The following is a 17806-nucleotide window of genomic DNA, read 5'->3' on the forward strand; positions in this document are numbered from 1 at the left end:
TCCACGTCCTTCAGCTCGGTGACCCGCTCCAGCATGATCGGCTCCCATGCCCGCAGCAGGGCCGCGTGCAGGGGGCCCGCCGCCGGGGTGTCCAGGTGCTGCGTCAGGGCGGTCACCGTGTCGCAGCGGGCCAGCCAGAGGCCGCGCAGGCAGGGGCGGGGGCCGTAGCCGGCGAGGGTGGCGGCGCGGACGGCGGCGGGGGCACCGGCCGAGGTGGCGAGGGCGGCGATGTCCTCGGCCGGGTCGCCCAGGGCCGCGCCCGTCCAGTCCAGGACCGCGCGGACCCGGCCGTCCGCGCTGATCAGCACGTGCTCGCCGGTGAGCCGGTGGTGGGTGAGGACGGCCGAACCGGCCTGGGCGGCGAGCTGGGCGGCCCCGGAGGACGTGAGCTGCCGCAGCCGCCCCGCGTCGAACTCGTCCGCCGCGGCGAGCCGTTCGGCCGCGTGGGCGGCGATACGGCGCAGCGCGCCCAGCGACCGCGGGGCCACGCGCGGCACCCCGAGCGTCTCGGCCTGCCGCACCGGAACCGCGCGCAGCCCGGTGAACAGCCCCGCGAGATCGGCCTCGCCCATCGCGGACACCTCGTGGCCGCCGCCGTAGTCGCCCGGCAGGCGTGCGTCGAGGGTGCAGGCGAGACCGGGCGTCCAGTCGCCGTGCGCCACCATGGACGGGACGGCCACGGGCACGTGGGGCCGCACCAGGTCCCTCAGCCGCGTCTCCCGCCGCAGCCGGGCGGACGCCTCCCGGTCGGGCGCGAGCCGCAGCACGTACCGCGTCCCGACCCACCAGGTGTACGGGTGGCCCGGCGCGACGGGCCGCACCTCGGGCCCCGCGGCCGTACCGCTCCTGAGCAGTGAGCGGACCAGTGCGCGCACGGTGTCCGGGGTGGGGGCAGGTGGCCGGGTCATGGGTCGTCTCTCGCCGTTCCGGGAAGGGTCGTCGCGGAGGTCGCCGCCTGGGTGTCGTCAGTCCACCACGACCATCTCACGGGTGGTGTCGTTCAGGCGGCGTCCGCCGTCCTCCGTCACCGTCACGATGTCCTCGATCCGGACCCCGAACCGGCCGGGCAGGTAGATGCCGGGTTCGATCGAGAAGCACATGCCGGGCACGAGCGGCTGCTCCTCGCCCTCGATCATGTACGGCGGCTCGTGCGTGGTGACGCCGATGCCGTGCCCGGTGCGGTGGATGAAGTACGGCCCGTACCCCGCGTCCTCGATCACCGTGCGGGCGGCGCGGTCGACGTCCTGGCAGGTGGCGCCCGGCCGGACGGCCATGAATCCGGCCTCCTGCGCGGCCCGCACGACGTCGTGCACCCGGCGCTCCTCCTCGGTCGGCTCGCCCACGTGGACCGTGCGCGTGGTGTCGGAGCCGTATCCGTCCTTGAGCCCGCCGAAGTCGAGGACGACCATGTCGCCGCGCTGGATGACCCGCTCCCCGACCTCGTGGTGCGGGTTGGCGCCGTTGGGGCCGGAGCCGACGATGGTGAAGTCGACCTGTGAGTGCCCGAAGCGGCGCAGCAGGCCGGCGAGGTCGCGCCCCACCTCGTCCTCGCGGCGCCCGGCGAAGGGCAGTTTGCGGATCTCCTCGAAGGTGGCGTCGGCCGCCGCGCCGGCGGCGGCCAGGAGCTCCAGCTCGGCCGCGTCCTTCACGGCCCGCAGCATGGGCAGCGCGTCGGTGAGCGCGGCGCACCTGAGAGCCGGCAGGACCCGCTGGAGGGCGAGCAGGTGCAGCGCCCAGGCGTTGTCGCTGACGCCGACGCCGCTCTCGGGGTCGAGCAGCTCGGCGGTGAGGGAGTGCGGGTCCTGGCCGTCGGTCCACTTCAGCAGGGTGAGGGCGGGGGCGCCGGCGGCCCGCTCGGCGTCGGGTGCCTCCAGCGCGGGGACCACGAGCACGGGCTCGCGGCCGGGCACGAGGACCAGCAGGGTGAGCCGCTCGGTGACGGGCGGCGCGTACCCCGTGAGCCAGACCAGGTCCGGTCCCGGCGCCACGAGCAGCCCCCCGAGCCCCGCCTCGGCGGCGGCGCCGGTCGCGCGGGCCATCCGGGCGCGGTAGTCCTCGGCGGTGAAGATCGCGGGCGTGCTGCCGGTCATCCGGGCCTCCGGGTGTGGTCGTGGCGGAGCGTACGGCCGACCGGACGCTGGGCCCGCGGGGCTGCCCGGCGCGGCTGGGGACGGACGGTCGGCATACGGCCATCATGACGCTCGGGGCATACGGCGACCACCGGGTTCCCGGTGGCCGCCGGGGAGCAGGAGCGCCGTCAGCCGGTCGGCTGGAGTCGCGCCGGTGCCTGGCCGGGTACGAAGCCGTGAGCCCGGCCGCCCAGCCACTCGGCCTTGTAACGGTCGACCTCCCGGTGCCAGTTGAGGATGCCCGCGAGCCAGTTCTGGAGGTCGAGGACATAGTGGTCCATCGCCGCCCGCGCCTTGGCGGAGAGCTGGAAGTCGTCGTACAGCACCGGCAGCTCGTGCGCGATCACGTGTTCGAACTGCTGCATGCGCTGGGTCATCAGGTCGTGGACGACGGCCAGCGCGGCCGGGTAGTCGATGCCGAAGAAGCTCTGCACCACGAGGATCGCGTTGTGGATCTCGCCCTCGTACTCGATCTCCTTCTGGTACGAGAAGACGTCGTTGAGCAGGCAGGCGTAGTCGACGGCGGCGTTCTCCAGCGAGCGCACCGGCCCGGTGCTGTACACCTCGGGCGGAACGGCCGGGCCCTGGCCCATGCGGCACATGCTCAGGGTGAGGTCGGAGCCGAAGGTGGCTCGGCGCATCTCCAGGTAGTCGACCGGGTCGGGGACGCGGTGCTGGAGCTGGTTGGACAGCTCCCACACCCAGCTCTCGGTCATCACGTCGACGGCGGCCTTCAGGGTGCGCCGCTGCTCGGCACTCATCGGCGCGGTGGTCCGCGTCCAGAGGTCGACGAGGCCGCGCTCCATGGCGTTGGCCGGGACGACGTCCGCTTCCCCGTCGACGGACATGCACCGGGACAGCCGGGCCGTGGTCAGCCGGGCGGCCGCCAGATCGCGGCGGTGTCCGTACACCAGGGGGTAGTAGTCGTCGCCGTACGTCCCCCAGGCGAGCCACTGCGCGCTCAGGTCGAGCGCCTCGGGGGTGGCGTCGGGGTCGAGTCCCGCGGAGCACAGCGCGAGGTCGTACGCGGCGAGCTTGTCCTCGTCCCAGACGCCCTCGCTCAGGATCCCCATGGCGTGGCACCACGTGCGGAGGTTCTGCCGGGAGGCGTCGAGGTGCGGACTCAGTCCCAGCGGGAACGGCATGTGGAAGTCGGGCAGCAGCGAGGGCCCGACCTTCTGGTACGGGACGTGGGTGTGGGCGCGCAGGCGGTCGGCGCCCGCCGAGGCGAGCAGCGCGCGGACGTCGGCGGCGGAGGTGCCGGGGCCGGTCGGCACCCGCCAGGGTGTCTCTGGCCGGGCACCCTGGTTCATGTAGCGGCTGGAGCGCAGGTGCCATTCGTGGCCGCCGGACTGCCAGTCCTGCAGCCCCTTGGTGTACGCGGCCACCGCGGCGACCTCGTCGGGCCGCAGCCCGTTCTCCAGCGCGACGGCGGGCACCTCGGTGAGCGCGGTGTGCTCGAACTGGTGCAGCCGTGAGGTGAGGACGTCGTTGACGGTCTCGGCGGCCTCCTGGGTGGAGCAGCCGAAGAACCGCTCCAGCACCAGCACGCCGTTGCTGTTCTCGCCCTCGTCCTCCACCTCCCGCTGGTAGGAGAAGAGGTCGTTGCGCAGGTGGACGGCGTCGGAGAAGGTCTCCATCAGCACCCGCAGCGGCCGTGACCGTGCGACGGAGGCGGGCACCTCGGCGGTCGCGTACTCCACGAGCCCCGCCGACCAGGGCGCGCCGCCCACCTTGCGGCGCATCTCGATGTACTCGACCGGGTTGGCGATCCGGCCCTCGTTGATGTTGGACAGCTCCCACATCGACTCGTTGAGCAGATGCTCGGTCGCCACGGCGAAGCGGCGGCGCCAGTCCGCGGACATCGCCGGAACCGTACGGGCCCACAGGTCGGCGAGGCCGGCCTCGACCGGGTTCTCCGGCTCGGGGACGGGGGTGGCGGGGTCGAGCGGCATGAACAGCGGGAGCCGGTCCAGGTGGGCCTTGCCGGCCGCGCGGTCCGGGGTGCGTTTGAACATGTCGAGGAAGTGGTCGTCGAAGAAGAAGACCCACACGTACCAGTCGGTGATCAGCGAGAGCGCGGGGCCGTCGCAGTCGGGGTGGGTGTAGGCGCACAGCAGGCCGTAGTCGTGTGCCTCCAGATCGGCCCGATCCCAGATCCCGGAGCCCTCCAGCATGCCCATCTCGCGTGCCCACGCGGTGGAGTGGGCACGGGCCTCGTCGAGATGCGGGTTGAGCCGCGCGGGATACGGCATGTAGAAGTGCGGGAGTTCGAACGGCTGCGTCATGGCCGGGGGCTACCCGCCGGGCAAATGGGTCATCCGCCGCGACGGGGATGATCACACCATCGCGTGAACCTGCTCCGAAGCCGGGAACTCGCTCCGCATGGTGTGGCGTTGACCGTCACGCCCACACCTCTGACCGGGGCCCGTTTCCGGCCCTGCCGACGACATCCGGACAGCCCGCCCCCGGAGGCCGTCACTCCCCTTGTCCGCTCCCCGGGCCGGGGCCACGGTATGGGCCATGATCCCCACCCCGCCGCCCCGGCACCGGTCACCGCACGCGCCCGCCCCGGTGTCATGGCAGGCCGGTACCGGCGCGGCGGGCAGCCCGCCCGGCCCCGGCTTCTGGGCGGTGACCCGGCACGCCGACGCCCTCCGCGTGCTCCAGGACCCGGCGACGTACTCGTCCCTGCCCGGACCCGGCGAACTCCCGCTCCTGAGGGGGCTGCTGTCCCACCAGGACCCGCCCCAGCACACCCGCCTCAGAGACAGCGCCGCTCGCGCACTCACCCCCGCGCGCGTCGAACGCTTCACGGCGACCGCCCGCGAGCGAGCCCGCAGCCTGCTCACCCGGGCCCTGGACGCGGCCCGCGCCACCGACGGCGTACTCGACCTCGCCACCGAGGTGTCCGACCCGTACACCTCGCTCAACCTGGCCGACCTGCTGGGCGTCCCGCACGCCGACCGGCGCCGCCTGCCGGGCTGGACCGGGCCGCACGCGCTGGACGACACGACCGGCTACGCTCCCCGTCTCATCGTCCACCGGCGCCGTTACCCGGACGACGACCTCACCACGGTGCTCGCCCACGACGCCCGGCTGACGTCCGCCGAGCTGGGGATGCTGGTCCCCCTCCTGCTGACCACCGGCCTCGCCCCCATGCGGGACGCGGCGGCGGGCGGACTCGCGGTGCTGGCCGAGCACCCCGGGGTGTACCGGGAGCTGCGCGACGGAAAGGGGGAACTCGGCGCCGCCATCGAGGAACTGCTCCGCCTGCACCCTCCCCTGCTCACCCTGCGCCGCACCGCCGCCGCGGACACCGACCTCTGCGGACGCCGGGTCCGGCGCGGTGACCGGGTCTTCGTCTCCCTCGCGGCCGCCCACCGCGACGACCGGGTCTTCCCCGCCCCCGAGCGGCTGGACCCGGCCCGCACGCCCAATCCGCACCTCTCCCTCGGCGCGGGTCCGCACCTCTGCCTGGGCGCCGACTTCGCCCGCCTGCAACTGCGCGTGCTCCACGAGGAGGTGCTGCGCGCCCTGCCGGAGCTGCGGCTCGCCGGTCCGGTGCTGTGGTCCGGCTCCGGCGTCACCAACGGGGTCGCGTCACTGCCCGTCCGTGCCGGGTGACGGGTTGACCTGGACGAGGGCGTGCGTGCCGCTGGTGAGCCACGCCTTCCCCTCCGTCTCGTCCAGCGCGGTCGCGGTGGACGAGGAGAGCCCGGTGATCACCTCGGACTTCAGGGTGCGCAGCGCGGCCACCGGGCCGGGGAAGCAGGCGGTCACCGACTCGAAGGGCGTGGTGGCGGGCCAGTACCGGTCGCCCACCAGGCGGCGGTAGTTGAGATCGCCCTTGAACAGGGTGAGGTCCGCGGCCGCGAAGTCGGCGCGGAGGTCGTCCGGCATGGCGGCGTAGGGCAGCGGCGAGCAGGAGAAGGGGTGGGCGCGGAGGACGAGGCGGCCGTCACCCAGGGCCGACCAGAGCGTGTCGCCGTACTCCCCCGCCAGTCCGCCGGCCGGGCGCAGGCGGTGCAGCGCGTCGATCACGTCGGCGGTGGTGGCGTCGGAGACGTAGTACGGGTGCGGCTTGAGGTGCAGGACCGCGCGGCCGATGCGGGGCTCGGTGAGGAGCGCGGCGATGAGCAGCAGGTCGGGGACGAGTTCGCGGCCGGCGTTGTCGGCGACCAGGCAGAGGATGCCGGTGCCGCCGGGCGGGAGCAGCGTCCAGAGGAGGTCGCTGTCGTCGGCGACCAGGCCGGGGACGGCTTCGCCCTGCTCGCCGCCCTCCGCGGACAGCCGGAAGCTGAGGTCGGCACGGTTGCCCCAGAGGGAGCCGCTCAGCAGGGCGCGGGCGCGGTCGCCGGCCGGTCGGGCCCGGAGTGCGTCGAGCGCGGACAGCTCGGCGTCGGTCTCGGCGGAGTGGAGTTCGCCGGTCTTGGAGGGGCGGAACGGGTCGACGCCGTGCCAGGCGCCGGGGCCGAAGTAGCCGACGGCGTCCAGCAGCCGGCGGTAGAAGTAGCTCTCGGCCCACAGCCAGGGCACGTCGAACCAGGACCGGCCCGCGTAGGTGTCCAGGCCCCAGCTCGCCCAGCGGGCGCGGTCGGGGGCGTCGGCGGGGAGGGGTTCGACGACGCCCTCGGTGCAGTTGCGCAGCAGGGCGTCCAGGGCGCGCCGCTGCCATGGCTCGTAGGGGAGGCCGGCCCGGACCTGGCGGATGATCGCGGGGTGCCGTTCGGCCAGTGTGCGGTGCGGGAAGGAGCCGGGTTCGTCGGCGCGGATGACGGGCGCGGTGGGGGCGGCGTCGGACATGCCGTCACCGTACCCGGCAGGTCAGCCGGTCCTGGCCTCCCGCTCCAGTTGCGCGGCGAGGGCGAGGTAGCGCGGGCGGCGGTGCACCGGGACCAGGCTGCGCAGCATGAGGTACCACATCTCCGCGACCCTGCGGGGCAGCCGTGCGGGCGGTTCCAGGGTGCGCCCGGCGACCCGGGTGCCGACGAAGAAGCAGACCAGGGAGTGGGCGACGATCCCGGCGTCCAGTTCGGTGTGCACGTCGCAGTCCCGGACCGCGCCGTGCAGCTTGCGGGAGGCGAACTCCAGCCACTCGGCGAAGGGGTGCCGCAGCGGCGGCCGCACGGGCAGGTCGGTGGTGACCAGGCGGAGGCCGGCGCGGGGCACCGGGTCCTGCACGGCGAGGCGGGCGAGGGCGAAGGTGGTGCGCATCAGCGCCTCCAGCGAGGAGCAGCCCCGGCTCTCCACCTCGGCCACCACCTGCCGGGCCGCCGTCGACTGGAGTTCGAGGATGGCGTGGGCCAGGTCCTCCTTGGCCGCGAAGTGGAAGTACAGAGCGCCCTTGGTGACGTTCGCGTGTCCGACGATTTCACTCAGACTGGTGGACTCGTACCCCTGCCGGTCGAACAGGTCGGCCGCGGCCGTGATGATGGTCGTCCGGGTCTGTTCCGCGCGCAACTGCCTCGCCATCGGCCGACCCCTCTCCTGCACGAACGGGACACGCGGTTTGTTTTGACCCCTCGCATACGATAACTCACCCAGCCGGAAAGGGAGTCACGCGGGACGCACCGGGATTCAGCGCCCTTCCGCGCCTCCACCCCTGTTCGACCGGCGTGAACTGGGCCTTCCACTTGTCTGCGGCTCCGGGGTCCGCAAGGCGCATCCCGTCGCGTACGCGAAGACTCCCGAGCGGCAGAGGGAGCGGCGGAAACAGCCGATGCGGTCTGTGTTTTGGCTTCCCGGGTCACTCGAGGGCGTGAACGCCCCGGCGCCGGCACCCGTATTGGGGACGTAGAGCCCTTCACCACCCCGCCGAGGAGAGGCCCCGGATGACTCGGACGACCGCCCGCCTGGGCACTGTGGCGGCCGCCGCCGCGACCCCGCTCCTGCTGCTGCCGTGGACTGCGGGACCGGCCCGGGCGCACGGCGCCCCCACCGATCCGGTCAGCCGGGTCTACGCCTGCTCGCCCCAGGGCGGCAGCGCCGGCCGGTCGGCCGCGTGCCGGGCCGCGATCGCGGCGAACGGCGCCCCCTTCACCGCGTGGGACAACCTGCGGGTGCCCGGAGTCGACGGCCGCGACCGGCAGGTCGTTCCGGACGGCAGGCTGTGCAGCGGGAACCTTCCCGCCTACCGGGGGCTCGACCTGGCCCGCGCCGACTGGCCCGCCACCCGGCTGACTCCGGGCGCCCGGATGACCCTGACGTACGCCTCCACGATCGCCCACGAGGGCTCGTTCCGGCTGTACTTGACCAAGCCCGGCTACGATCCGGCGAAGCCGCTGAAGTGGTCCGACCTGCCGGACCGCCCGTTCGCCGAGTTCAAGAACCCGCAGCTGAGCAACGGGGCCTACCACCTTCGGGCGACGCTCCCCTCCGACCGGACGGGACGTCAGATGCTCTACACCGTCTGGCAGAACACCAGCACGCCGGACACCTACTACTCGTGCTCGGACGTCGTGCTCGCGAGCGGGAGCACCGCCTCGGGCGGCGGCTCGGCCGCCGCCCGGCCCGCGCCCGCAGAGAGGCCGGCCGACAGGACGCCGACGCCCTCGGCGCACGCCTCGCACCCGGTGTCCGCGTCGCCCGCGCCGAAGGCTTCGGCTCCGGTGCCGCGCAGGGACTCCTCGTACGCCGCCGCTCCGGACGACGGCAGGCCGGTGGCGGAGGCGACCCGCGGGAAGTCTGGTCCCCCGGCTCCGCTGCTGGCGGGCGGTGCGGCCGCGGTGCTGCTGGTCACCGCGGCCGCCGCCCTCGTCCCGCGTCTGCGCCGGCGCTGAACGGGTGGGCGGTCCCGCGTCAGTCGACGAACAGGCGCGCGCCCGCGTCGGTGACCGGGGCGGGCCACCTGCCGCCCACCCTGATGCTGCCGCTCGGGCTGCTGGTCCCCAGCGGCTGTTCTACTCGATCGTCGGCGTCCTGGTCTCGCTGGGCAGCCGGCTCACGTCCAACCTGGGCGGCTTCCTCATCGGCCTGCTCCTCGGCGTCGTCGGCGGTTGCCTCGCCTTCGGCCGGCCGCCCGACCAGGAGGCCCGTGTGTCCGGCGGCAGCGGCGCCGGGAGCGCGTCGCCGCCTGAGCACCCGATCCGCCCGGACCCGACGGCACCCTGCCGCGGGATTCTCCCTCTTTCAGGTGATACGGGAACTCATCCCCCGGTGTGCCGAGTTCACCGGGCAGCGGGGTCGGCCGGCACCGGAGCGGCGGGAGCGGCGCTCTCGTCCTTCATCGCCTTCGCCTCGCTCTTGAGGATGCGCAGGGACCTGCCCAGCGAGCGGGCGGTGTCCGGCAGCTTCTTGGAGCCGAACAGCACGATGAACACGATCGCCACGACCAGCAGATGCCAGGGTTCCAGTCCGTTACGGAGCATGGTCACCCTCCCTATTCTCACGCGGTTGCGGACGGCCAGGGGCTCCCGCGCCTCCGGCTCGTTCAGCGATGATTGCTACATTGCGCAACTGTACAACCCAGGGAGAGGCACAGAGGGCGGGCGATGAGCATCACGAGCAGCCGGGGGACGGCACCGTCACGGCGACGCGGCGGCGGCCGGGGCTCCCCGCGCGGCGAGGACGGTTCCGCAGACGCGGGGCGGGGCACCAGGTCCGGCGGGCGGGACCGGCGGCGGCGCCGCGCGCGCAGGGCGCGGGTGGCGCTCCTCGTCTGCCTGTCGCTGGTGGTCCTCGGCGGCGCGGGGGCCGGCTGGGTGTACCTGAAGCTCAACGGCAACATCCAGACCTTCGACGCCGGCGGCCTGTCGGACAACCGCCCGGCGGGCTCCTCCAAGGGCGAGAACGTCCTGGTGATCGGCTCCGACGCGCGCACCGACGGCAACGCGGCGCTGGGCGGTGGCGACAAGGACGGCATCGGCCGCTCCGACACCACGCTGCTGCTGCACATATACGCCGACCACAAGCACGCGCTGGCCGTGTCGATACCGCGCGACACCCTGGTGACGATCCCGCCCTGCAAGCTGCCCACCGGCGGCTGGACCCAGGCCCAGCACGACACCATGTTCAACGCCGCCTTCTCGGTCGGCGAGACCGACAGGGGCAACCCGGCCTGCACGCAGAACACCGTGGAGCAGCTCACCGGGCTCCGCGTGGACCACACGGTGGTCGTGGACTTCAAGGGCTTCGCCGCGCTCACGCAGGTCGTGGGCGGGGTGAAGGTGTGCCTGCCCAACGCGGTGTACCAGAGGGACCTCAACCCCAACCGGACCACCCGGGGCACGCTGTTGTTCCGGCAGGGCGAGCAGCGGGTCGCGGGCCAGCAGGCGCTGGACTACGTACGCCTGCGGCACGGCATCGGGGACGGCTCCGACATAGGACGGATCAAGCGTCAGCAGGCGTTCGTCGGCAGCCTGCTGAAGGAGGTCAAGGACAAGGGGTTCACCCCGACCAGGCTGCTGCCGCTGGCCGACGCGGCGACCCGGTCGATGACCGTCGACCCCGGACTGGGCAGCGCCGACAAGCTGCTGTCGTTCGCCATGTCGCTGAAGGACGTCGACCTGCACAACACCAAGTTCGTCACCGTGCCCTGGCGGTACGCGGGCGCGCGGGTGGCGGTCGTGGAGCCGGACGCCGGTGAACTGTGGGCCGCGCTGAAGGCGGATCGCACGATCGACGGCGCCGACGCGAGCGGAGGGAAGGGCCGCAGCGCGAGGAAGCCCGGGCCGGCCGCGCACTCCCCCGCCCCGGTCTCCGGCAAGGGCATCGCCGTGGCGGTCTACAACGGCACCACGGTGACTGGGCTCGCCGCCAAGGGCTCGTCCGCGCTCACCGCGTCCGGCTTCACCGTCACCGGTACGGCCACCGCGCTCTCGCAGAACCACCTGGCGACGGTCGTCCAGTACGGCCCCGGCATGGCGGACCGCGCCCGGACGGTGGCCGGGGTCTTCCCCGGCGCCCAGTTGGAGCAGATCGGCGCCCCGCGGATCAACGTGGTCCTCGGCCAGGCCTACGCGACGGACCCGACGCCCTCGTCGACTTCCGCCTCGGTGCCCAGCGAGGTGGCCAACGGGGCGCGTTCGGCGGACGACAACCCCTGCGCGAACCTCACCTACGGCTGACGCCGGTCGTGGCGCACCCGCGCCACGGCCAGCGCGAGCGCGTACGGCACGAGGACCGCGGCCAGCAGCAGGTAGCGGTCGGCGGGCAGCGCGGTCAGTCCGAGGACCGCGCCCAGCGGGGTGGCCGGCAGCAGCAGCCCGGCCCCGGCCAGCGCGGCCGAGGCCAGGCCGACCGGCCCGGGGCGGCCGTACGCGATGCGGCGCCCCGAGCGCAGCAGCAGCATCGTCAGCGCCTGCGCGAGCAGGTTCTCGGTGAACCAGGCGGAGTGGAACAGCGCCTCGTCGCCCAGTCCGGCGCCGCCCCCGGGGGCCAGGGTGAGCACGGCGAAGGTGGCGAGGTCCGCGACCGCGTTGAGCAGGCCGAAGCCGGTGAGGAAGCGCAGGAAGGCGGGCGGCCGCAGCTTGGTCGGCCGGCGCAGCGCCCCGGGGTCGGGGCGGTCGTCGGCGAAGGCGAGCTGGGAGGCGTCGAAGCAGAGGTTCTGCGCGAGGACCTGGGCCGGGAGCATCGGCAGGAAGGGCAGCAGAAGTCCGGCGGCGAGCATGGCGAGGACGTTGCCGAGATTGGAGGAGAGGGTGACGCGCAGGTAGGAGGCGATGTTGGCGCTGCTGTGCCGTCCTGCGAGCACGGCGTGCCCGAGCGCGCCGAGGTCCTTCTCGCCGAGCACCACGTCCGCGCTCTCGCGGGCCACGTCGACGGCGCCGCGCGGTGCCACGGCCACGTCGGCGGCGAGCATGGCGGGCACGTCGTTGACGCCGTCCCCGAGGAACCCGACCGTGTGCCCGGCGGCACGCAGTGCGGCCACCTCCCGCGCCTTGTCCTCGGCCGTGCACCGGGCCACGACGGTGACGGCGCCCGGTGTCCCGGCGGCCTCCGGTGCGCCGCCGGTGCGCACCTCCCCCACCGCCAGCCCCAGGTCGCGGCAGGCGCGTACGGCCGTGGCGGGGTGGTCGCCGGTGAGGACACGCACCTCGACGCCGAGCCCGGTCAGGGTGCGCAGGGCGTCGGCGGCGCCGGGCGCCAGGTCGTCGCGGAAGGTCAGCAGGCCGCGGAAGGTGAGACCCCGGGCGTCCTCGGCACGGTGGGGCCGGGTGCGGGCCGGGAGGTCGGCGGTGGCGACGGCGAGGACGCGCAGCCCGGATCCCGACTGCCGCGCGGCGAACCCGAGCAGCCGGTCGCGCTCGGCGTCGGTCAGCGCACACCGTTCCAGCACCGCCTCGGCGGCGCCCTTGGCGATCAGCACATGCCGGCCGAGGGCACCCGTGACCACGGCGGTGGCCAGCCGGTGCGCCGGGTCGAAGGGGAGGGCGGCGATCCCGTCGTACTCCTCCCCTACCGGCCCGGCGGCGGTGAGCAGGGCCTCGTCCAGGGCGTCGGGGGCGGGTAGTTCGCAGAGGGTGAGGCCCCACCAGGCGGCGGCCGCGGCCCAGCGCAGCACCTCGGGGTCGTCCAGGCCGTCCGGTCCGAGCGCGGCCACGAGGACGGGACGGTCCTGGGTGAGGGTGCCGGTCTTGTCCAGGCACAGCACGTCCACCGCGCCGAGATCGTGCAGCGCGGGCAGCCGCCGTACGACGACCCGGTGGGCGTCGGACAGCCGGGACGCGCCGCGCGCCAGACAGGTGGTGACGATCACCGGGAGCATCTCGGGGGTGAGCCCCACGGCCACCGCGACGGCGAACGGCAGGGTCTGGAGGACCCGGCCGTGCACGGCGGCGCTCGCCATGAGCACGAGAGGCGGGGTGAGGAGCATGAACCGGACCAGCACCCAGGAGATGCCGTGCACGGACCGGTCGAAGGCACTCGGACCCCGCCGGACGGGGGCCCGCCGGGCGGCACCGAAACGGGTGCGCGCCCCGGTCGCCACCACCACGGCGCTCGCGCTCCCGGAGACGACCTGGCTGCCCTGGAAGCACAGATGGGACTCCGCGAACCGCCTCGGCACGTCGGCCGACTGCTTGGCGACCGGCGCCGACTCCCCGGTGAGCGTGTCCTGCCGGACGGTCAGCCCCCGCGCGCGCAGCAGCCGTACGTCGGCCGGTACGAGGTCGCCGGGGCCGAGCCGGACGATGTCGCCGGGCACGAGGTCGGCGACCGGCACCTCGCGGGCGCGTGGCTCGTCCCCGCCGCCTGCCCGGCGCAGTACGGTCGCGGTGCCGGTGACCAGATCGCGCAGCGCGGCCAGGGAAAGGTCGGCACGGCGCTCCCCGGCGACGCGCAGCGCGCAGCTCACGGCGACCAGGGCGAGGATCACGGCGGCGGTGCCCCAGGAGGCGACGAACGCGGACACCAGCCCGAGGGTGAGCAGCACGGCGGTGAACGGGTCGCGCAGGGCCCGCGCGGAGCGGCGCGGCCAGGACGCGGCGGGCGGTGCGGCGGCCGGCGTGTTCTCGCCGTGCTCGGCCAGCCGGGCGGCGGCCTCGGTGTCGGTCAGTCCGCGCGGGCCCGTCTCCAGGCGCCGCAGGAGCCGCAGCGAGGTGTCCGGCACCGCGGTCACAGTCCGCGCAGGCGGCGGGCCGGTGCGGCGGATGCCGTCTGTTCGGTGAGCCTGCCCACCAGCAGCCGGACGACGTCCACCAGCGCGGCCTGTTCGTCGGCGTCGACGAAGTAGACCTGGCGGCGGCCCTCGCGGCGGGAGCGGACGAGTCCGGCGAGCTTGAGCTTGGTGAGGTGCTGGCTGACGGCGGGCAGCGCGCCGCCGACCCGTTCGGCGAGCCCGGTGACGTCGCTCTCGCCCTGCGCGAGCGCCCAGACCAGGTGCAGCCGGGCCGGGGAGGCGAGCAGGCCGAAGGCGGCCGCCGCCTCGGTGAGGACCTCCGGGGAGGGGTCCCGCCGGCCGCTGCCGGGCCCTGTCGCCACTGCTCTGCTCCTCACGCGGTGTCGGCGGTTCGGTCGCTGTCCGACGGGTCAGTCTAGGGGCGGGAGACCTCGCGGGCCCACACGCGGACCGCCCGGCCGACGAGGGTCTGCGTCGGCCGGGCGGCAGGGGTGGTGCGGCGGGGTCAGCCGAGGCCGTTGGCCTTCAGCCACGCCTTGGCCACGTCCAGCGGGTCCTTGTGCTGGACCTGCACCTGGGTGTCCAGGTCGAGCAGGGCCTTGGTGTCCAGCTTGGCGGAGACGGCGTTGAGCGCGTCGACGCCCTTCTGCGGCACCGCGTTCTTGCGCACGAGCGGCTGGACGTTCTGGAAGCCGAAGAGGTTCTTCGGGTCGCTCAGGACGACGAACTCCTCCTTGGCGATCACCGGGTCGGTGGTGAAGAGGTCCGCGGCCTGCACGGAGTCCTTCTTCAGCGCCGCCTGGGTGAGCGGGCCACCGGCGTCCAGGGACTTGAAGGACTTGAACTCCAGTCCGTACAGCGACTTCAGGCCGCTCAGACCCTGGTGGCGGGTCTGGAACTCCGGGGAGCCGCCGATGACCAGGTCCTTGGCGACGCCCTTGAGGTCACCGATGGAGGACTTGGCGGTCAGGCCGTACTTCTTCGCGGTGGCCGCGTTGACGGTGACCGAGTCCTTGTCCTCCGCCGGGGAGGGGTCCAGGAGGGTCAGCTTGGAGTCCAGCTTGGCCTCGATGGCCTTGGTGGTCTCCTCGGTCGACTTCGGGGCCGCCTTCTGGTCGAGGTAGGCCAGCAGCGCGCCGTTGTACTCGGGCAGCAGCGTCACGGAGCCGTTCTTCAGCAGACCGTAGGTGGTCTCGCGGCTGCCGATGTTGGGCTGGTACTTGACCTTGACGCCCTTGCCCTTGAGGGCCTCGCCGTAGATGTCGGCGAGCAGGATGCTCTCGGCGAAGTTGTTGGAGCCGACGACGACGGTGTCACCGCCGGCCCCGCCTCCGGCAAGCGGGTTGTCGGACTTTCCGTCGGAGGAGCCACAGCCCGCAAGCAGCGTCGTAGCCGCCGCGAGGGCGACCAGCGCCGCCCCTCGGTTCCCCCGGATGGACTTGCTGATGCGGTTGTTGTAAGTCACCTTTTGATCCAAGCCAGTTCGTGATTTGTCAGTCAAGGGAAGCGAGGTCACCGATCGGCCTCGATCGCGCCTGTTTGTGTCGGGGGCGTGAACGCCCCCGGCGAAGGGGTCACCCACCGCGCCGCACCCCCGGTGAGACGGTGAGCTTGGACAGCGCCCAGAACACCAGGAGCGTCACCAAGGCGAGTCCGGCGACCAGGGTGGCGCCGCCGACCACCTTCTCGTAGTCCTTCTGGTAGAGCCCGTCGATGATGTACCGGCCGAGGCCACCGAAGCTGACGTACGCGGCGATGGTCGCCGTGGAGACGATCTGGACGGCCGCGGTGCGCAGTCCGCCGAGGATCACCGGGAGCGCGACCGGGAGCTCGACCTGGAACAGGATGCGCGGCTCGGTCATGCCCATCCCGCGCGCCGCGTCCACCGGGGACGGGTCCACGGTCTGGATCGCCTCGTAGGTGGTGACCAGGATCGGCGGTACGGCGAGCACCACGAGCGGCACCATCACGGGCAGCGTGCCGAAGCCGAACCAGATGAACAGCAGCACCAGCAGACCGAAGCTGGGCAGCGCCCGGCCGGCCGTGGCGACCATCGACAGGGCGTTGCCGCCGCGTCCCAGATGCCCGGCGATCAGCCCGACGGGCAGCGCGATGAGCGCGGCGACGGCGAGGGCCTCCAGGGAGTAGCCCACGTGCTCCAGCAGGCGGGTGGGGATGCCGTCGTACCCGTGCCAGCGGGCGGAGTCGGCGAAGAAGGAGTGCGCGAAGTCCAGGACGTTCACCGGGCGGCACCCTTCTTCGGCATCCACGGGGTCAGCAGGTTGCGGGTGAGCACCAGTGCCGCGTCGACGAGGATCGCCAGCAGGGCCGTGGTCACCACGGAGTTCACCGCGAGTTCCGGCCGGTGGTAGAGGTTGGCGTCGTTCAGCATGTTGCCGAGCGCGCCCTGGTTGCCGATGAGCATGCCGACGCTGACCAGCGAGATGCTGGACACGGTGGCGACCCTGAGGCCGGCGATGATGGCGGGCACGGCGATGGGCAGCTGCACCTGGAGGTAACGCCGTACGGCGCCGAGCCCCATGGCCTCGGCGGCGGCCAGGGTCTCCGGTGGCACCGAGCGGACGCCGTCCACGATGGCGGGGACGAGCACCACCAGGCTGTAGACGGCGAGGGGGATCATCACCGTCGTCTCGCTCTGCCCGGTGTAGTCGATGAGGATGACGAAGAAGGCGAGCGACGGGATCGCGTACAGCACCGTGGTGACGCCGAGGACCGGCGGGTACAGCCAGCGGAAGCGGGCGCAGAGCTGGGCGACGGGCAGCGACAGCAGGAGCCCGGCCAGCACCGGCAGCAGCGCTTCGCGCAGATGCAGGCCGATCAGGCCGAGGTAGCTGTGCTGGAGGTCGCTCGGGAGGTCGAAGAAGCCGTTCATCCGGCCGCAGTCACCTCCGGACGGTGCTCGGTGTGCGCGGCGCGGATGGCCTCGCCGATGGCGGCCTGCGAGACCACGCCGACCGCGCGCCCCTCGCCGTCGACGGCCACGGCCCACCCGGTCGGCGACAGCACGGCGCCGTCGAGCGCGGTGCGCAGCGAGTCCGTGCCCGGCCGGAACGGCCTGCCGTGCGACAGCAGCCGGCCGGTGTCGACGGCCCCCGCGGTGAGCGCCGCCGGCTCGCCCCAGCCGAGCGGACGGCCGTCGGCGTCGGTGACGAGCAGGTACGGGGCGCTGCCGTGCGGGGTGAGCCGGGTGGCGTCGGCGTCCACGGGGACGATCGGCCCGGTCTCCAGTTCCAGCGCGCCGGACGGGAAGAAGGACAGCCGGCGGATGCCGCGGTCGGCACCGAGGAAGTCCTCGACGAAGGGGTCGGCGGGAGCGGTGAGCAGTTCGGCGGGCGGCGCGAACTGGGCGAGGTGGCCGCCGGTCCGCAGCACGGCGACCATGGTGCCGAGCTTCACGGCCTCGTCGATGTCGTGGGTGACGAAGACGATGGTCTTGCCCAGCTCGTCCTGGATGCGCAGCAGTTCGTCCTGGAGCCCCTTGCGGACCACCGGGTCGACGGCGGAGAACGGCTCGTCCATGAGGAGGACCGGCGGGTCGGCGGCGAGCGCCCTGGCCACGCCGACGCGCTGCTGCTGACCGCCGGAGAGCTGGTAGGGGTAGCGCTTGGCGAGCGAGGCGTCCAGTCCCACCCGCTCCATCAGCTCGGCCGCGCGCTCACGGGCCTTGCCCTTGCTCCAGCCGAGGAGGCGGGGCACGGTGATGATGTTGTCGATGATGGTGCGGTGCTGGAAGAGCCCGGCGTTCTGGATGACGTAACCCATCGACCGGCGCAGGGAGTTCACGGGCTGCTGCCGGATGTCGGCACCGTCGAGGAGGATGCTGCCCTCGCTGGGCTCCACCATCCGGTTGATCATCCGCAGGGTGGTCGTCTTGCCGCAGCCGGAGGGGCCGACGAGGACGGTGATCGCGCGGTCCGGTATGTCGAGCGACAGCCGGTCGACCGCGACCGTGCCGTCCGGGTACCGCTTGGTGACTGAGTCTATCCGTATCAAAACGCCGCGCGCCCTTCGGTTGGCAGGAGTGCCTGGACCGTGCCGGCCGAGTCCAGTCGGCACGAACCACGCCACCCGGAGAGCGCGGAAGGGCGACCGGACC

The 17806-nt window shown here is 73.4% G+C and carries 15 protein-coding genes and 1 pseudogene; 4 read left to right on the forward strand and 12 right to left on the reverse strand.

The annotated features are described in order from the left end of the window. From ACWCV3_RS14455 to cyc2, 3 genes are all read right to left on the reverse strand, one after another. Positions 1-908: phosphotransferase family protein (locus tag ACWCV3_RS14455; protein ID WP_451222995.1), on the reverse strand; the 908-nt coding region annotated here is incomplete at its 3' end. Positions 909-965: 57 nt separating this feature from the next. After that, positions 966-2090 (reverse strand): M24 family metallopeptidase, encoded by a 1125-nt coding sequence (locus ACWCV3_RS14460; protein ID WP_451222997.1) that lies wholly within the window; start codon positions 2088-2090, stop codon positions 966-968. A gap of 167 nt (positions 2091-2257) precedes the next feature. Further along, positions 2258-4417: a germacradienol/geosmin synthase Cyc2 gene (gene cyc2 / locus ACWCV3_RS14465; RefSeq protein WP_451222999.1), complete on the reverse strand. Its 2160-nt coding sequence runs from the start codon at positions 4415-4417 to the stop codon at positions 2258-2260. Positions 4418-4652: 235 nt separating this feature from the next. Between cyc2 and ACWCV3_RS14470 the strand changes: the two genes are divergently transcribed. Next, the gene (locus ACWCV3_RS14470; RefSeq protein ID WP_451223001.1) at positions 4653-5756 is read left to right on the forward strand and encodes a cytochrome P450; all 1104 of its coding nucleotides are present in this window, start codon (positions 4653-4655) and stop codon (positions 5754-5756) included. Here the strand turns inward: ACWCV3_RS14470 and ACWCV3_RS14475 are convergent. After that, positions 5733-6935, reverse strand: coding sequence for a damage-control phosphatase ARMT1 family protein (locus tag ACWCV3_RS14475; protein WP_451223003.1), 1203 nt, complete (start codon positions 6933-6935; stop codon positions 5733-5735). The genes ACWCV3_RS14470 and ACWCV3_RS14475 overlap by 24 nt on opposite strands. Positions 6936-6956: 21 nt before the next feature. Continuing rightward, on the reverse strand, positions 6957-7604 hold the full coding sequence (locus tag ACWCV3_RS14480) for a ScbR family autoregulator-binding transcription factor (protein ID WP_451223005.1): 648 nt from the start codon (positions 7602-7604) through the stop codon (positions 6957-6959). 359 nt (positions 7605-7963) lie between these two features. Here ACWCV3_RS14480 and ACWCV3_RS14485 point away from each other — a divergent pair, with 359 nt between their 5' ends. Together ACWCV3_RS14485 and ACWCV3_RS14490 are read left to right on the forward strand one after the other, a co-directional pair. After that, on the forward strand, positions 7964-8911 hold the full coding sequence (locus ACWCV3_RS14485) for a lytic polysaccharide monooxygenase (RefSeq protein ID WP_451223007.1): 948 nt from the start codon (positions 7964-7966) through the stop codon (positions 8909-8911). Between the two features lie 59 nt (positions 8912-8970). Beyond that, positions 8971-9208: pseudogene (locus tag ACWCV3_RS14490) on the forward strand (DUF6114 domain-containing protein); the annotation flags it as partial. A 90-nt stretch (positions 9209-9298) separates the two neighbouring features. Here the strand turns inward: ACWCV3_RS14490 and tatA are convergent. Continuing rightward, positions 9299-9499 (reverse strand): Sec-independent protein translocase subunit TatA, encoded by a 201-nt coding sequence (gene tatA, locus ACWCV3_RS14495; RefSeq protein ID WP_451223009.1) that lies wholly within the window; start codon positions 9497-9499, stop codon positions 9299-9301. A 123-nt stretch (positions 9500-9622) separates the two neighbouring features. On the opposite strand from tatA, the gene ACWCV3_RS14500 reads away from it, so the two are divergent. Further along, complete coding sequence (locus tag ACWCV3_RS14500; protein ID WP_451223011.1) at positions 9623-11197, forward strand: LCP family protein; 1575 nt, start codon at positions 9623-9625, stop codon at positions 11195-11197. On the opposite strand, the gene ACWCV3_RS14505 is transcribed toward ACWCV3_RS14500, so the two are convergent. The 6 genes from ACWCV3_RS14505 to ACWCV3_RS14530 all read right to left on the reverse strand — a co-directional run bounded on the left by ACWCV3_RS14505 (position 11188) and on the right by ACWCV3_RS14530 (position 17703). Further along, positions 11188-13680, reverse strand: a complete 2493-nt coding sequence (locus ACWCV3_RS14505) for an HAD-IC family P-type ATPase (protein WP_451223013.1) — start codon at positions 13678-13680, stop codon at positions 11188-11190. The genes ACWCV3_RS14500 and ACWCV3_RS14505 overlap by 10 nt on opposite strands. A 5-nt stretch (positions 13681-13685) precedes the next feature. Next, complete coding sequence (locus ACWCV3_RS14510) at positions 13686-14051, reverse strand: ArsR/SmtB family transcription factor (RefSeq protein WP_451223015.1); 366 nt, start codon at positions 14049-14051, stop codon at positions 13686-13688. A 143-nt stretch (positions 14052-14194) separates the two neighbouring features. Then, the gene (locus tag ACWCV3_RS14515; protein WP_451223017.1) at positions 14195-15154 is read right to left on the reverse strand and encodes an ABC transporter substrate-binding protein; all 960 of its coding nucleotides are present in this window, start codon (positions 15152-15154) and stop codon (positions 14195-14197) included. A 109-nt stretch (positions 15155-15263) separates the two neighbouring features. Continuing rightward, positions 15264-15932, reverse strand: coding sequence for an ABC transporter permease (locus ACWCV3_RS14520; RefSeq protein ID WP_451223019.1), 669 nt, complete (start codon positions 15930-15932; stop codon positions 15264-15266). Continuing rightward, a complete protein-coding gene (locus tag ACWCV3_RS14525) occupies positions 15929-16582 on the reverse strand; it encodes an ABC transporter permease (RefSeq protein WP_364810880.1) in 654 nt (217 codons plus the stop codon). The genes ACWCV3_RS14520 and ACWCV3_RS14525 overlap by 4 nt, the downstream gene beginning before the upstream one ends. Next, a complete protein-coding gene (locus ACWCV3_RS14530) occupies positions 16579-17703 on the reverse strand; it encodes an ABC transporter ATP-binding protein (protein WP_451223022.1) in 1125 nt (374 codons plus the stop codon). Before ACWCV3_RS14530 ends, ACWCV3_RS14525 begins: the two co-directional genes overlap by 4 nt. Positions 17704-17806: the final 103 nt, after the last annotated feature.

Source organism: Streptomyces sp. NPDC001781 (assembly GCF_053596035.1).

Coding starts and splice junctions, on each gene's coding strand:
- ACWCV3_RS14485 (WP_451223007.1), top strand. CDS start 7,964: ATGACTCGGACGACCGCCCGCCTGGGCACTGTGGCGGCCGCCGCCGCG.
- ACWCV3_RS14500 (WP_451223011.1), top strand. CDS start 9,623: ATGAGCATCACGAGCAGCCGGGGGACGGCACCGTCACGGCGACGCGGC.
- ACWCV3_RS14460 (WP_451222997.1), bottom strand. CDS start 2,090: ATGACCGGCAGCACGCCCGCGATCTTCACCGCCGAGGACTACCGCGCC.
- ACWCV3_RS14480 (WP_451223005.1), bottom strand. CDS start 7,604: ATGGCGAGGCAGTTGCGCGCGGAACAGACCCGGACGACCATCATCACG.
- cyc2 (WP_451222999.1), bottom strand. CDS start 4,417: ATGACGCAGCCGTTCGAACTCCCGCACTTCTACATGCCGTATCCCGCG.
- ACWCV3_RS14475 (WP_451223003.1), bottom strand. CDS start 6,935: ATGTCCGACGCCGCCCCCACCGCGCCCGTCATCCGCGCCGACGAACCC.
- tatA (WP_451223009.1), bottom strand. CDS start 9,499: ATGCTCCGTAACGGACTGGAACCCTGGCATCTGCTGGTCGTGGCGATC.
- ACWCV3_RS14470 (WP_451223001.1), top strand. CDS start 4,653: ATGATCCCCACCCCGCCGCCCCGGCACCGGTCACCGCACGCGCCCGCC.
- ACWCV3_RS14525 (WP_364810880.1), bottom strand. CDS start 16,582: ATGAACGGCTTCTTCGACCTCCCGAGCGACCTCCAGCACAGCTACCTC.